Source organism: Myxococcus sp. XM-1-1-1 (assembly GCF_020037095.1).
GTDB lineage: Bacteria > Myxococcota > Myxococcia > Myxococcales > Myxococcaceae > Myxococcus > Myxococcus fulvus.
The window spans coordinates 16,224-31,004 of sequence record NZ_JAIQDH010000038.1; the positions used below are offsets into that span (position 1 = coordinate 16,224).

The 14,781-nt window shown below is 69.2% G+C and carries 10 protein-coding genes; 1 reads left to right on the forward strand and 9 read right to left on the reverse strand.

Annotated elements, in window-relative coordinates:
* Positions 1-246: 246 nt before the first annotated feature.
* From K8640_RS40455 to K8640_RS40470, 4 genes are all read right to left on the reverse strand, one after another.
* Positions 247-1,749 (reverse strand): ricin-type beta-trefoil lectin domain protein, encoded by a 1,503-nt coding sequence (locus K8640_RS40455; RefSeq protein WP_223751955.1) that lies wholly within the window; start codon positions 1,747-1,749, stop codon positions 247-249.
* 531 nt (positions 1,750-2,280) lie between these two features.
* Entirely contained in the window at positions 2,281-3,801 is a 1,521-nt protein-coding gene (locus K8640_RS40460) for a long-chain fatty acid--CoA ligase (RefSeq protein WP_223751956.1), read from the reverse strand.
* Positions 3,802-3,832: 31 nt separating this feature from the next.
* Positions 3,833-5,407 (reverse strand): LVIVD repeat-containing protein, encoded by a 1,575-nt coding sequence (locus K8640_RS40465; protein ID WP_223751957.1) that lies wholly within the window; start codon positions 5,405-5,407, stop codon positions 3,833-3,835.
* Between the two features lie 309 nt (positions 5,408-5,716).
* On the reverse strand, positions 5,717-6,754 hold the full coding sequence (locus tag K8640_RS40470; RefSeq protein ID WP_223751958.1) for a medium chain dehydrogenase/reductase family protein: 1,038 nt from the start codon (positions 6,752-6,754) through the stop codon (positions 5,717-5,719).
* Between the two features lie 156 nt (positions 6,755-6,910).
* Between K8640_RS40470 and K8640_RS40475 the strand changes: the two genes are divergently transcribed.
* Positions 6,911-7,930: a lipase gene (locus K8640_RS40475; protein WP_223751959.1), complete on the forward strand. Its 1,020-nt coding sequence runs from the start codon at positions 6,911-6,913 to the stop codon at positions 7,928-7,930.
* A 524-nt stretch (positions 7,931-8,454) separates the two neighbouring features.
* On the opposite strand, the gene K8640_RS40480 is transcribed toward K8640_RS40475, so the two are convergent.
* The 5 genes from K8640_RS40480 to K8640_RS40500 form a co-directional block, all read right to left on the reverse strand.
* Positions 8,455-9,636 (reverse strand): alpha/beta fold hydrolase, encoded by a 1,182-nt coding sequence (locus K8640_RS40480; RefSeq protein ID WP_223751960.1) that lies wholly within the window; start codon positions 9,634-9,636, stop codon positions 8,455-8,457.
* Between the two features lie 2 nt (positions 9,637-9,638).
* Positions 9,639-11,297: a hypothetical protein gene (locus K8640_RS40485; protein ID WP_223751961.1), complete on the reverse strand. Its 1,659-nt coding sequence runs from the start codon at positions 11,295-11,297 to the stop codon at positions 9,639-9,641.
* A gap of 190 nt (positions 11,298-11,487) precedes the next feature.
* Entirely contained in the window at positions 11,488-12,090 is a 603-nt protein-coding gene (locus tag K8640_RS40490; RefSeq protein ID WP_223751962.1) for a hypothetical protein, read from the reverse strand.
* 124 nt (positions 12,091-12,214) lie between these two features.
* A complete protein-coding gene (locus tag K8640_RS40495) occupies positions 12,215-13,768 on the reverse strand; it encodes a long-chain fatty acid--CoA ligase (protein ID WP_223751963.1) in 1,554 nt (517 codons plus the stop codon).
* A 15-nt stretch (positions 13,769-13,783) separates the two neighbouring features.
* Positions 13,784-14,779 carry a 3-oxoacyl-ACP synthase III family protein gene (locus tag K8640_RS40500; RefSeq protein WP_223751964.1) on the reverse strand — a complete coding sequence of 332 codons (996 nt, stop codon included), beginning with the start codon at positions 14,777-14,779 and terminating at the stop codon, positions 13,784-13,786.
* Positions 14,780-14,781: the final 2 nt, after the last annotated feature.

A 14,781-nucleotide genomic window follows, 5' to 3' on the forward strand; every position in this document is an offset into this window, starting at 1 on the left:
CACCGGGAGGGTAACAGCGGAGCGGTGGCCCGGGAGCAGGCGGGAGGAGTCTGTCGCCGCTCGCCGGGCTCCAGCCGGGTCCAGCGAGGGCAGTCGAGCTCCCGGGCCACGCTTCGAACGGTGGCACCGGGATGTGTCCGGGGTGCGTCCCCCGGATGACGATTTGTTACAGGACGACTCCGCCCGCCCAGGAGCCGGACGGGCATCCGCCGTCCCGTCCGGCCCGGCGCTCCGGGGAGGCGCAGGTCAGCGCAGGTACCACTTCTGGTTCGCGGTGCCGGCGCACTCCCAGATTTGCAGCCGCGTGCCGTTGTTGGTGTTCCACTCCGACACGTCCACGCACTTGTTGGCCTGCGGGTTGACCAGGTCCCCGGCGCCGCTCAAGACGAACTGCTGCGCGGGGTTGCCCGTGCAGTCGTGGAGCTGGATGAGCGCGCCGTTGGCCGTGGAGCCCCACGTCACGTCCATGCACTTGCCGAAGGCGCGCAGCGTCCCGTCGCCGTGGAAGGTCCACTTCTGCGCGTTGGAGCCGTTGCAGTCCCACAGCTGGATGGCCGTGCCGTTGGCCGTGTTGGAGTGGTCCACGTCGATGCACTTGCCCGCGAGCCCGACGATTTCACGGCCCCCGCCGCCGTTGGTGGTGAGCGACAGGCCGTAGACGGAGAGGATCTCGTTCACCGGCTGGAAGTACGTGGTGCCGCCGGTGGAGCAGTCGCCCGAGCCGCCCGACGTCACGCCCTGCGCCTGGTTGCCGGAGATGAACGAGCCGCCCGAGTCGCCGCCCGCCGCGCACGCGTTGCTGCGCGTGAGCCCGTACACGGGGCCGACGTCGTAGTTGACGGTGACGTTCTTCGCCTGGATGACGCCGCAGCGCCAGCCGGTGGTGGAGCCGGAGCGACACACGGACGCGTTGATGCCCGCCTCCGCGGAGCCCGCGACGATGACGTTGCCGCCCGCGTAGTTGTAGACCCACGGCTGCGAGGCCCAGTTGCCGTTGACCTGCACCCAGGCGTAGTCGTTGTTCGGGAAGGAGGAGCCGCGCACCGTGCCCTGGCCCGCGCCGTTGTGGCCCTGGGTGGAGGAGTTCACCCCGCCGCAGTGGCCCGCGGTGACGAAGCCTCCGGCCACGGGGAAGCCGATGGAGCAGCGCGTGTTGCCGTTGATGTAATACGCGTCACCGCCGCGCAGGTCGTAGAAGGGGCGGGGCTTCTCCTGGGAGATGACCACACGCACGGCGCTGTCGGCCGCGCCGCTCTCCGCGACGAAGCGCTCCGCGTTCACCACCGCCGCGTCCGGGGCCAGCACCACCACGCTGTTGGTGGGCAGGTCCACGTACCAGCCATGGATGTCCTTGCTGGCCACGTCCGCGCCCCGGTCCAGCGCCTCCTTGAGCGCGTCCAGCTCCCGCTCCGTGCGCGTCACCCAGCGAGGCTCCGCGCCCGCGCGCCGCGCCGCCTGCTCTCCCGCGGCGGTGGTGACGCCGACAACGAGCCGGTCTCCCGCCTCGTTCAGCCACGCGCCGCCGAAGGACGCGCCCAGCTCGCTCCTCAGCGTCCGCTCCGCGCGCGCCGTGAGCGCCTCCGTCTCCAGCCGTTGTCGCGCCTGCTCGGCGGTGAGCCCCAGGTCCCGCTGCATCGCGGTGAGCACCTCGGGAGAGACGTCCTCGCTCGCCGCGAGCGCGGCGCCAGGGAGGGTCAGGGTGGTGAACAACGCCGTCGCGGTCCGGAGCGCATGCAGTCTTCGGTTCATCGGGGGCTTCCTTTCTGAACGGGGGACCGGCGCACGCGGACACCAGCGTCCACGACGCCTCGCGGACCATCGGAAGCGGGATTTGTGACCCGAGTCAATCAATTCAAGTATTTACAGAAAATCACGACACTTTTGCCGGACAAAGAATAAAGTCCAGGACATCACGCAGGTTGGACGGAACTGCCGAGCGGCCATGTTTCTCCACTCAGTGGAATAATTCAGAGGGTCGGCGCCCCGTTGAGACGTCTGCCCACACATCCAGCGCGCGACTCGGGAGCAGGCCCGCGGTCCGGATGCATCGGGCAAAACGCGTCATGGAGTGGGCGCCCGCACGAAGCGGACGCAAGACGCGTCAGAGGTTGGGCTCCTGCACGAGGCGGAGGCGAGACGCGTCAGACGGAGGGCGCCTGCCCGAGGCGGAGGCAAGACGCGTCAGACGATGGGTGCTCGCACGAGGCGGAGGCAAGACGCGTCAGACGATGGGTGCTCGCCCGAGACGGAGGCAAGACGCGTCAGACGATGGGCGCTCGCTCAGGGCTGACCATGCGAGGCGGACAGCGCGCGACGGTCCACCTTGCCAGCGGAGGTGCGCGGCAGCGCATCGACGAAGCGCACGGAGCGCGGTGTCTTGTAGCGCGCCAGTCGTCCCTCGCAGAACGACAGCAGGGACTCGGCGGTGGGTGTCGTCCCGGCGCGAGGCACGACGAGCGCGCGCGGTGTCTCGCCCCACTTCGCGTCAGGCACGCCAATGACGGCGACCTCGGCGACGTCGGGGTGTCCGGCGAGCACGCTCTCCACCTCGGCGGGGTAGATGTTCTCGCCGCCGGAGATGATGAGGTCCTTGTGGCGGCCGACGATTCTGAAGCAGCCCTCCGCGTCGCGCAGGGCCAGGTCGCCGGTGTGCAGCCAGCCATCGACGATGGTGCGCGCGGTCTCCTCGGGACGCCGCCAGTAACCGGCGCACACGTGAGGCCCGCGCAGCAGCAGCTCTCCCACGTCCCCGGGCTGATGCTCGCCGTCGATGCGGGCCTCCACCTGGAACAGCGGCACGCCGACGAAGCCGGGCTTGCGGCGCACGTCCGCGGGCGGCAGCCAGAAGTTGTTGGGCCCCGCCTCCGTGAGGCCGTAGCCCGTCTTGAAGGCCACGCCCTTGGCGAAGAAGCGCTCGAACACGGGCGGCGGACACGGCGCGCCGCCGCTGACGACGAGCTTGAGGCGGGAGAAGTCCATCGCCTCGAAGCGCGCGTGACGCTGCAGCTCGATGAACATGGTGGGCACGCCGAAGAAGAGGCTCACCTCGCGGCGCTCGATGAGGTCGAACACCTGCTCCACCTCGAAGCCCTTGCACACCACGGACGCGCCGCCCACGTACACCAGGGGCAGCGTGAAGACATTGAGTCCTCCCGTGTGGAACAGCGGCGCGTTGAGCACGGCCACGTCGTCGGACGTGAGCCCCCAGCTCACCACCGTGTTGACGGCGTTCGCGGCGATGGAGCCATGGGTGAGCACCGCGGCCTTGGGCACGCCGGTGCTGCCGCCCGTGTAGCAGAGCACCCACGGCGCCTCGGCCTCCAGTTCCAGCGCGGGCAGCGGAGACTCGGGGGCCGCGTCCCGCTCGGAAACGAAGTGCCGCTCGTCCGCGCCCGGCGCGTCGAAGGTGAGCCAGTGGCGCACGAAGGGCGCATCCTCGCGCACGGCGAGGGCCTGGGCCCGCAGCTCCGAGCCATACACGAGCACGGCCGGCTCCCCGTCGATGAGGATGCCGGAGAGCTCCGGCGCGCTGAGGCGCCAGTTGAGCGGCTGGAGGATGGCGCCCAGCTTCGCGCAGGCGAAGAGCAGGTCCAGCGTCTCGACGCGGTTGTGGGCGAGCACCGCGACGCGCTCGCCGCGCTGGACACCGAGCACGTGATGCAGGTACGCGGCCGTGCGCGAGGCACGGGCGTCCCACTCACGATACGAGCTGCGACGTCCGCCCTGCGTGGCGTCGACGAGGGCGAGGTGGTCGGGGTCCAGGGCCGCGCGTCGGGCCAGCCAGTCGTGGACGATGGGCATGGCCCGCACGGTAGCCGAGCACCCCTCCCGCTCAAATCTCCGGGAAGATGAGCAGCCCGCGCGTCGTGTCGACGACGTAGACGTAGCCATCACCCGGGAGCCGGATGCCGATGGCGCCGTCCCAGAAGTTCAGCCCCCGGTTCGGGTCCGACTCCCGCATCGTGTGGAAGTGGCCCAACTGCCGGAGCGCCCGAGGCTTGGAGACATCCAGCACGCGCACGCCGTGCTGATAGTGGGCGAGGTAGAGCCGTGAGCCCTTGAGTTCCATGTTGTGGATGGAGGCCCAACCGGGGAGCTGGTACTCGCCGATGAGCGTGGGGTTCGCCGGGTCATTGAGGTTGAGCACACGCAGGTGGCCACCCCAGTCTTCTCCCCCCTCGAAGGCGATGAGGTTGTTGTTGAAGTACGCCACGCGCGAGGCATGGCTCGTGGCGCGTGGGTACGTGTACGCGCCCAGCCGCTTCACGTTCGCCGGGTCCGCGGCGTCGAGGATGATCAACCCTCCGCGCATGTGACTGACGAAGAGGCGATGGTTCAGGGACGTGGCGTCATGCGGATAGGAGCCAGGGACCACCCTCACGGTCGAGTCGCGGTAGCGGCCGAGCAGCACCGGCTCGCGCGGATTCTTCACGTCGTGGATGTGCACCTCCCCACCGGGACTGAGCACCACGGAGTAGAGCCGGTCGCCGTCCACGAAGAGGGTGTGCACGTCGGCGCGCGCCCCTCCGGACAGGTCGCGCAGGAACCGTGGGTTCGCTGGGTCGGTGATGTCGAACACCAGCACGCCCCGGTCTCCGCTGGCGACGTAGAGCGCATCCCCTTTCGCCCACACACCGTTCCAGTAGGAGTCCTCGGGGAACTGGATGAACTTCACCAGGCGAGGCGCCTTGCGGTCCTTCACGTCGTAGACCTGGAGCGCGCCGGCCCCGAGGAAGTAGTCGTCGATGGAGACGACATAGGCGTGCTCCTTCGTGACATAGACATCCACGGCCCGCCCGCTGTGCCCGCCCGCCTCGCCGACGAGCTCCAGCCCTCCGGAGGACTCCGCCTCTCCAGGGAGCCACTGAATCCGTCGGGCCTCCCAGGTGTAGACCTGCGGCGCGTCGCTCTCGGTGCAGGTCGCCATGCAGCCGGTCACGTGGTCCCCCGTCGGCGCCGTGCAGCCCACCATGGCGAAGTGGTAGGGCGTCCCGTCTGGAAAGGTATCCGGGTCGACGTTGTACAGCGGATGGTCGTTCCCTGGGCTCGGCGCCCAGCGTGAGAAGTCGTCGACCCCGATGAACTGCCACGAGTCATCCGTCGCGATGTCCACGCCATGGAAGCGCATGTTGTAGTTGCCCGTGCGCTTCAGCCCCTTCAGGCTCTGGAGGTCGCAGCCTGACAGGTCGAAGGACTCCACGGTTCCACAGGCCGGGAGCCGCTCCATCCCAGGCTTCAGCTTGCACGCGGCCAGCGGCACCGGCTCCCAGTCCGCCCGGTCCTGGATGGCGGGCCCGGGTGACAGGTCCACGGGAATCTCCACGACCTCGTGGTCCCGACTCTGGCACGACGTCGACGCGCCCGCGCACCACAGCGTGACAACAGCACTCACGATACGCTTCACCATGTCAGCCCCCGGGGTTGGGGCCGGCGACACAGGAGGCTCGAGCGAAGAGGGACTGCCGGCCTGCTTCCGACATCCTACGAGCGACGCGAGCCGCCCCCTCCGGATGCCCCTCATTCCAGAAGCGTCATCCCGGTCCTCACACCTCCGTCCGATTCCAGACCCTTGGCCTCACAACGCCAGACGCCCGGCGCAATGCCTCCCCGGGGTAGGGGGACAGCGACGTCACCCGCCTGTCCGCGAAGCTGCTTCCCCTGGGGCCCTTCCCTCCCAAGCGCGGGAGCCAGGGCACCGGCGACTGAAGCCCGCCGCTCACGGCACCAGCACCAGCTTGCCCACCGTCGTGCCGGACTCCAGCGCCTGGTGCGCCTGGGCCACGTCATCCAGCTTGAAGGTCGTCACCTTCGGCGACACCACCTTCCCCTCCTCCACCCACGCGAGCAGCCGCGCCATGCTGTCCTCCAGCACGAAGCGCTGCTCGAACAGGTACGACAGGTTGAACGCGAGCACGCTCGTGTTGTCGTTCGTCAGCGTCAGCGGGTCGAAGCGCGGCGTGCGCAGCCAATCCCACGCGAGCTTCGCGTAGTTCGGCTTGCCACCCGTGCGCGGCAGCATCGAGTGGAACCCGTAGATGACCAGCTTCCCCGGCGACGCCAGGTGCCGGTAGCTGTCCTTCAGCGTCGACGGCCCGTTCGCGTCCAGCACCACCTCGTAGCCCCTGGGTGACGCCGCCTCCGCGGCCTTCCACAAATCCTCACGGCTCTTGTCGATGACCACGTCCGCGCCCAGCGCCCTCGCCGCCTCCACCTTGTGCGTGCCGCCCACCACGCCCACCATCCGGCACCCGGCGATGCGCCCCAGCTGCAACAACGCGCTGCCCACCCCGCCCGCCGCCGAGTGCACCAGCACATTCATTCCCGGCCTCGGGTGCGCCAGCTCGAACAGCGCGTAGTACGCCGTCAGGAACACCGCGGGAAACCCCGCCGCCTGCTCCATCGTCAGCTTCGACGGCAGCGAGAACACCTGGTGCCGGGGCACCACCACGTGCGTGGCGTACCCGCCGAACCGCGTCACGCCGAAGACGCGGTCGCCGGGTGCCAGGTCCGTCACGCCCTCGCCCACCGCGTCCACCGTGCCGGCGAACTCGAAGCCGGGGGTAATCGGCCACCCCACATACTCCTTCGCGGAGGCGTACAGGCCCATGCGGATGACGCAGTCCGCATAGTTCACCCCGATGGCCTGGGTGGCCACCCTCACCTCCCCGCTCCCAGGTGAAACCTGATTCAGGTTTTCGACGCGGAGCTGCTCGTAACCACCGGCCTTCGGGATGACCACCTTGCGTGCGCGCATGTCCCGATGACTATCACGCGACGCAGCGCGACAACGTGCGCGCGCGTCCACTCGGATGACGACGCTCGCGTGAGATGTCTCTACACTGCGTCTCGCGCTCGAAGACATGTCTCGGTCCGAGCGCGTTTGCATCCCCCACAACCGAAGGAGTCCACCATGCGATTGCGGCATTCGCTGTTCCTCATGGCCCCCCTCTTCGTCGGAGCCCTCACCGGCTGCGGCGAGGGGCTCGAGGAGCCCGTCACGCCCGAAGCGCCCATCACCGAGCAGCTCGGCTCCACCGCGTCCGCGGCCTCCACCGCGGGCATCACGCCGCACTTCCAGCAGTGGCTCCTGGCCAACGGCTACAAGGACGACAACTTCGCGCGGTACGAGCTCGCCGGCGGCAGCTACGGCGGCAGGGCCAGCAGCACCGACACCGTGGTGAACACGCCCGTCATCTTCATCCACGGCAACTCCGACAAGGCGGTGGGCACCGGCACCGCGGGCCAGTCGGGGTGGAGCGCGTCGCTCGATTACTTCCTGGCCAATGGCTACAAGACGAGCGAGCTGTACGCGCTGACGTGGGGCCCGGCGGACATCATGCAGACCGCCGTGCAGTACCACTCGAAGCCGAACATCATGCGGGTGCGCCGCTTCATCGAGGCGGTGAAGGCGTACACCGGCGCGTCGAAGGTGGACATCATCTCCCACTCGATGGGCGTGACGCTCGCACGCAAGGCCATCCTCGGCGGCTCCGCGAACGACTCCGCCAACGGGGGCGCGTACAACGTCGGCGCGCCGCTGACGAACTCCGTCGACACGTTCGTCGGCATCGCCGGCGCGAACCTGGGGCTGACGTCCTGCTACCAGACGGGTCCCACCACGCCGACGTGCGGCTCCACCAACGGCCTGTATCCGGGCTACCTGTACTTCGGCGTGGTGTACGGGCGCTCCACGTTCCTGGACAACCTGCGCGCCACGAGCGGCTACGAGGGCGCGTACCGCTACAGCATCTACTCCACGGCCGACGAAATCATCGGCTACGGCGGCATCGTGTATGGCGACTACACCTCGCGCATCCCCGGGCAGCAGGGTGAGAAGGTGTACTCGGCCTATCCCTACGGGCACTACAACTCGAAGGACCTGACCGGCGCGGTGCAGTACAGCATGGTGCGCAACCACGTCGTCCCGTAGCCACACCCCGCTCTCGTCTCCCGGCGCGTCGTCACCTGAGACGTCGCCGGGAGCACGGGCCCGACGTGGGAGTCACTTGAAGTCAGGACATCGCGCGCGGACCTGCGCGCAACGCGCGCCCGCCGCAGAGGTGTGAGTCGACAGTCGTCCACGCCGTGGGGGAGTGGACACGGGCCGGCTCGCCGCCTCGCGAAGGCGCGCGAAGTCCCGGGCGGCCTCATCCAGGTTTCAGGATGAGGCCGCCCCACCCGCTTCCAGCGCGAGCGCGGCATCTCGTCGCGGGGGACCTCCTCCCAGTCGGAGGTCACCTCTCCACTTCGAGCCTTGCCGCGCGCTCACGACCTGGGTGCCCTATGCCCACCCGGTCGCGTGCGCTGCTTGTCTTCACTCCCTCCGAGCTTCAGGAGATGGGGGCCTCCCGCCGCGCGTCTCCACGGCGGGCGTCGTCTCATCCTCCGGAGGGCGCCATGCGCGCCCCTCGCGCCGAGGCCGGTCTTCCTCTCGGCGCGAGGCCATGTCTCACCCTACGGCCTCGGCCCGTCCGACGGCGCCGGCGTATCGTCCTGCGCGGGCGTCGGCGAAGGCTGCGTCTCCGGCGCGCCGGGCACGGGCGCGGGCTCGCTCGGCTTGGGCGCCTTGTCCTCGGGCTTCGTCTGCGCCACGAACGGCTTCGCCGCCGCGGGGTCCGCCAGGAACGCGAGCAACACCTCGTTGACGGGCTCCGGGCAGTCCAGCTGCACCGTGTGCCCGCAGCCCTTCATCGGCGCCAGCGCTGCGCCGGGGATGCGGGACGCGCCGTACTCCATGATTTCGCGCGCCTCGCCGCCGTGCAGGAACGGGTTGGGAATCAGCCGGTCATCCGTGCCGTAGACGATGAGCGTGGGCACCGAGACGCGGTGCAGGTTGTCGCGCACGAAGTCGTTGTTCGCCAGGCCCCGCACCGTGCGGACGTTGGCGTACGCGTACGCGTCGAACTCCGGCGACTTCGCCAGCCGCACGCGGTCCTGGATGAGCCATTCGAGCTCCGGCCGCCAGTGCATGAAGTTGCCCTGACGCACGCTGCCCCAGATGCCCGCCTCCGGCGCCGCCTTGATGAAGTCCGAGCTCATCACCCGGCGGAACCACTGCTTCTCCTTCCAGGAGAACTTCTCGAACCCGGCCGGAGACACCAGCACCAGCGCCTCCAGCGCGTCCGGGTAGCGCAGCGCGTACGACAGCGACGTCTGCCCGCCCATGGAGTGCCCCGCGAGGATGGGCTTCTCCACGCCCAGCACCCGCGCCAGCTCCGCCACCGCGTCCGCCATGGCCTCGGTGGTGTACGGGAACGTGGCGGGCTTGTCGGACTTGCCGTACCCCGGCAGGTCCACCGCGACGACGCGGTAGCCCTTCGCGTGGAACACGTCCAACTGCGCCTGCCAGAACTTCAGATACGAGCCCAGGCCGTGCACGAAGATGACCGTCTTCGCCTCGGGCGAGGGCGCGGGCAAATCCACGTACGAGACGTGGAGGGGGCTGGCCAGGCCATACCGGGCGGTGACGTCCGGCAGGGCCACGCGGTGCACGGGCCAGGCCTGCTTGGTGCCGGCCGTGGAGTAGTCGAGGTCCTGGAAGGACAGCGCGGACTCGCCAGCATACGAGTGCACGCAACCGGCGGAGGACAACCCCGCCGCGAGGAGCAACGCGGTGAAAGCGCGGGAGGTGCTCATGGTCAGAACGCGTACCAGGTGAAGGTGGTGAAGGCCGCCCACGGGTCGCTGCGCACGGTGGCCGAGCCGTCGTAGAAGCTGCCGCGGAAGAGGTAGCCGCCGTGGAGGCCCACGGTCATCAGGTAGCGGATGTGGTAGCGCAGCTCCGCGTTGACCTCCGCGCCGATGAACCGGCCGCGCCGCACCTCGGCCACCCAGGGCGTCGGGTCCGCGCCCGAGTTCGCCAGGCCCGTGGCCACCTTGAGGTTGAGCTTGTTGGGCACGATGTCCCACGACGCCGAGGCGATGCCCGCGCGCAGGCCGTAGCCCTGGTTGGAGATGTCCGTCACCGCGCCCGTGTAGTTGTTCACCGTGCTGGTGAACGGGAACAGGATGAGCATCTTGTGGTTGAACCACACCGCGCCCGGCAGGCCGTACTGGTTCAGCGTGAAGGCGCCCGTGTACTTGTCGTCCTCCAGGTTGGAGTCACCGGTGGAGAACATGCCCTCCAGCGTGACGACGTCGCCGGGGCCGCGGCCCCACTGGTACATGACCTCCAGGTTGGCGGACACGCCGGAGATGCTCAGCTCGTCGATGGGCGAGTTCTCCGGGTCGTCGCTCTTGTACTTGCCGCCGTTGTACATCACGAAGCCGGAGGCCCCGAGCCGACCGTTGCGGAAGTCGATGTTGTGGTTGAAGTGCGCGCCCGCCCAGAAGACGGTGCCGGTGGGGCGGTTGATGTTGAAGCGCGCCGTGCCGGTGAAGCCCGGCAGGCCCGTGGACGACGGGCCGCTCTTCACCAGGCCCTCGAAGGCGTACGCGTCACCCTTGGTGTCGTCGTTCAGCGCCCACGCGGACACGCCCACGTTGGTGTTGGGGCGCACCGGGTAGACGTAGTCCGCCATCGCCAGCCAGATGTACTTCAGGCGCGGGTCGTTGCGCGTGGCGCGGTCCGCCTGCGCGCTGCCCAGCGGGAACAGGCTCAGGCGCGCGTTGCCCTTCAGGCCGCTGAAGATGGACAGGCCCGTCGCGTCGCTGCCCAGGAAGGCCAGCTTGTAGCCGGTGCGCGTGAGGTCCGACAGCGGCGTGCGCGTCGGGTCATAGGCGCTGTCGTAGACGGGCTGGGTGCCCACCAGCAGCGTGAGCTGGCTGGGGTTGCGCGTCGGGTAGATGGCGACGTTGACGTTCTTGGTCTGGATGTTCACCTGGTCGGCGTTGAAGCCGCCGCCCTCGTTCTGGCCGATGGTGTTGGCCGAGCGACCCCAGAGGAAGTCCACCTCGAACTGCGCGCGGAAGGACGCCAGCCCGTCGACGAAGAACGGGCTGTACTCGATGACCGGAATCCAGCGCTGCTCGATGAAGTACGCCGAGCGGCTCGGCTCGGTGCTCACCGCGCTGCCCACGCGCGAGCCGATGGGACCCAGCGCCACGCCACGCAGGCCGGCCGGGTCACCAATCTGGTTCGTCATGGAGACGCGGGTGAAGAAGTAGTTGATGAGGCTGAACTCACGAGGCTCGGCGTCCTCCTCGCGGTTCTTCTCCTCCTGCCATTCGGCGTACAGCCCCGGCACCGGGGTGCTCTGCGCGGCGGCCGGCGTCGCCAGTCCCACGAGGCCCAGCGCCGCGAGCATCCTCGCGTTGCGCCGCAGCGTCTCGCGTGCCTCGAACCCACTTCCCGTCATATCCACCTCGGCCCCGCACGGCGGGGCGCTCCCGGTACACCGGGCTCGGATGTCACCACTGTCGATGACTGTCGATGGCTCAAGTACGGCCAGGCTCCCCGAGGACGCGGGCGAAGAGCACCCGCGTCCGGACCTCCGTCCGGAAGGGAGGGCGGGAGCGCACCCTCCCTCCGGCACGAGGTGAAGCGGGCTAGCGGATGGAGTACGTCTGCACGGCGTTGCCCGTGAAGGGCTGGCCGTTGAGCGTCACGGAGCTGGACGTGCCCACCGCGCCGTTGGCGCAGCGGCTGCCCGTCGCCTGGTTCTTGAAGAACAGCTCCAGCTTGAGCGTCTTCTGGTCCGCGGTGAAGCCGCCGCGGCCCTCCTGCACCAGGCCGCCCGGGAAGGAGAACGTCACGTCGAAGCAGCTCCCGTCGGCCGCCACGTTCTCGATGAGGACGGTGTTGGACGTGAAGGAGAGCGGGTTCTTCGGCGCGTCGTGATTGCAGGCGCCGTCGGCGATGGTGCCCGGGATGCTGTCGACCTTGAAGTTGCCACCGGCCACCGACATGGTGACGCTCTGGTAACACTGGGACGCCGCGCCGTAGTCGACATCTTCGCTGAAGCCGTTGGGGTGGCTGGGGATGTTGGCCCCCTCCATGATCATCGACTTGCCCTCGAGGAACGCGAGGATGTTGGCGGAGCTGTCGAGCTTGGGGGCCTGGGGAGTCGGGGTGGGGTCGCCGTCGTCATCTCCGCAGCCGACGAAGCCCAGCGCGCAAACCATGACCGCGGACAGCAGCTTCTTCTTCATGTGGTGCTCCCTTCGTTCCGGCGTCACCGCCGGGGTGTCACGACAGACGACAGGCATGCAGGGCCAACCCCAGACATGCCCGCCCAGACAGTGTTTCAGCGCGGTGCGTCGGAGCCGGTGGGCGTCATCGCCCCTCGGCGTCGGCGGCGATGGCCGCCTCGCGAAGCTCGCGCTTGAGAATCTTCCCCGCCGCGGACACCGGCAGGCGCTCCACCAGCACCACCCGCTTGGGCACCTTGAAGCGCGCCACCTTGCCGCGCAGGTGCTCGAGCAGCGCGTCGCCCGTGCAGTCCGCGCCGGGCTTGAGCACCACGAAGGCGCGCCCCACTTCACCCCACTTCGCGTCCGGCACGCCGATGACCGAGCACTGCTGCACGGCCGCGTGCTCGTACAGCACCGACTCCAGCTCCAGCGGATACACGTTCTCCCCGCCGGAGATGAACATGTCCTTCTTGCGGCCGGCGATGGTGAAGAAGCCGTCCGCGTCCTGGCGCGCGAGGTCGCCGGTGTGGAACCAGCCGTCGGCGTCGATGGCCTCGCGCGTGGCGGCCTCGTCCTCGAAGTAGCCCGAGCACATGGAGGGGCCCTTCAGGACCAGCTCGCCCACGTCGCCCGTCGGCACCTCGCGGCCGTCGTCGTCCACCAGCTTCGCCGCGATGAAGTAGTTGGGGCGGCCGATGGAGCCCGCCTTGGACACCGCGAACTCGGGCCCCATGCTGAAGATTCCCGGGCCGAACTCGGTCATCCCGAAGCCCTGCTTGAAGGGCACCGCGTGCACCGCCTGCCACGCCTGGATGAGCGGCACCGGCAGCGCCGCCCCGCCGCTGGTCATGAAGCGCACCGACGAGAAGTCCGTCGTCGCGAAGCGCGGCGAGTCGAGGAGCTGCTGGTACTGCGTGGGCACCGCGAAGAACAGCGACACCTTCTCGCGGGGAATCAGCGCGAGCAGCTCCTCCGGCTCCCAGCGGCGCATGATGACCACGGTGCCGCCCGCGGTGAGCAAAGGCAGCGTGTACACGAGCAGCCCGCCCGTGTGGAACATGGGCGTGTGCGTCACCGTGACGTCGCCGGGGCGCACCTCGTGCACCAGCGTGTTGAGCGTGTTCCACGCCACCATGCGGTAGCTGACGCACGCGCCCTTGGAGCGCCCCGTCGTCCCGCCGGTGAACAGCAGGCACAGCGTGTCCTCCTCGGACACGGCGTCGTTGCGCACGGGCGCGGTGGGACGGTGCGCGAGCACCTGCGCATACGGGGCGGCGCCGGGCAGCCCCTGGGGCTCCAGGGCCACCAGGCGCAGCGAGTCCCCCACGCTCTCGCGCACCTGGGCCACGGCGTCACGGAAGTCGTCGCCGAAGAGCAGCACGCGCGGGCGGATGGAGCGGACCAGGTCGGTCAGCTCGGCGGCGTGCAGACGCCAGTTGTAGGGGACGAAGATGGCGCCCAGCTTGCCGCAGGCGAAGAGGGCATCCAGGTACTCGACGCCGTTGTGGGCGACCAGGCCCACGCGGTCCCCGGGCTTCACCCCGGCGACGTCGCGCAGCCAGCCGCCGAGCGCCTCGGCGCGCGCGTTCAGGGCGCGGTAGGTGAAGCGGCCGGCGTCGCCCTTGGCCGTGTCCACCACCGCGACGTGCTCGGGCCAGTACAGGGCGCCCCGCCCCATCCAGTCTCCGATGAACATGCGCGCCTCCAAGGTTCAGGCCGTCCAGCGGTAGAGGGCGGAGGCCATGGCGAGCCCACCGCCGCTGGCACAGAAGGCCACCAGGTCCCCCGTCTTCACCTTCCCCTGCACCACCGCGTCATCCAGCGTCATGGGGATGCAGGCCGAGCCCGTGTAGCCCCACTTGTCCATCGTGTAGTGCGCCTTGGCCATGGGCTGGTTGAGCACCTTCATGGTGGCTTCGATGGTGCGCAGGTTGAGCTGGGTGAAGACGAAGAGCTTCACGTCGTCCAGCGTCTGGTCCTGCCGCTTGAGCAGCTGGTCCAGCAGCATGGGCCAGCGCTCGGTGTTGAAGGTGGAGGGGAACTTGCGCACGAACTGCACGGCGGGCTTGCCGCCGGTGAGCGGCAGGGTCTCCGCGGTGGCGGGGCGGTTCGTGCCGCCAGTGTAGATGCCGAGCGCGTCGTGGTACTCGCCGTTGGCGAGCAGCTTCGCGCCCATGAAGCCGGGCTTGTCGCCCGCGCCCAGCACCACCGCGCCCGCGCCGTCCGCGAACAGGGTGCAGGTCTTCTTGTCCTTCCAGTTCACGTAGCGCGTCATGCCGTACGCGCCGACGACGAGGATGCGCCGGTAGCTGTCATCCGCCGCAATCGTCTTCGAGCCCACGTCCAGCGCCGTCACCCAGCCCGCGCACGCGCAGTTGAGGTCGTAGGTGCCGGCGTTGGGCGCGCCCAGCTTGGCCTGCACCACGGAGGACGTGGCGGGGCTCAGGTAGTCGGGCGTGTCGGTGGCGACGATGATGAGGTCCAGCTCCTCGGGCTTCGTCCCGGAGCGCTCCAGGGCCTGACGGGCGGCGGCGACGCACAAATCACTGGTGGCCTGGGAGTCCGCCATGACGTGGCGCTGCTTGATGCCCACGTTCTGCTGGAGCCACTCGTCCACGGGCTCGCCGAGAATCTTCTCGACGTCCGCGTTGGTGAGGACCTTCTCGGGGACGTAACGACCGGTGGAGAGGATCTGCGCGTATCGCATGT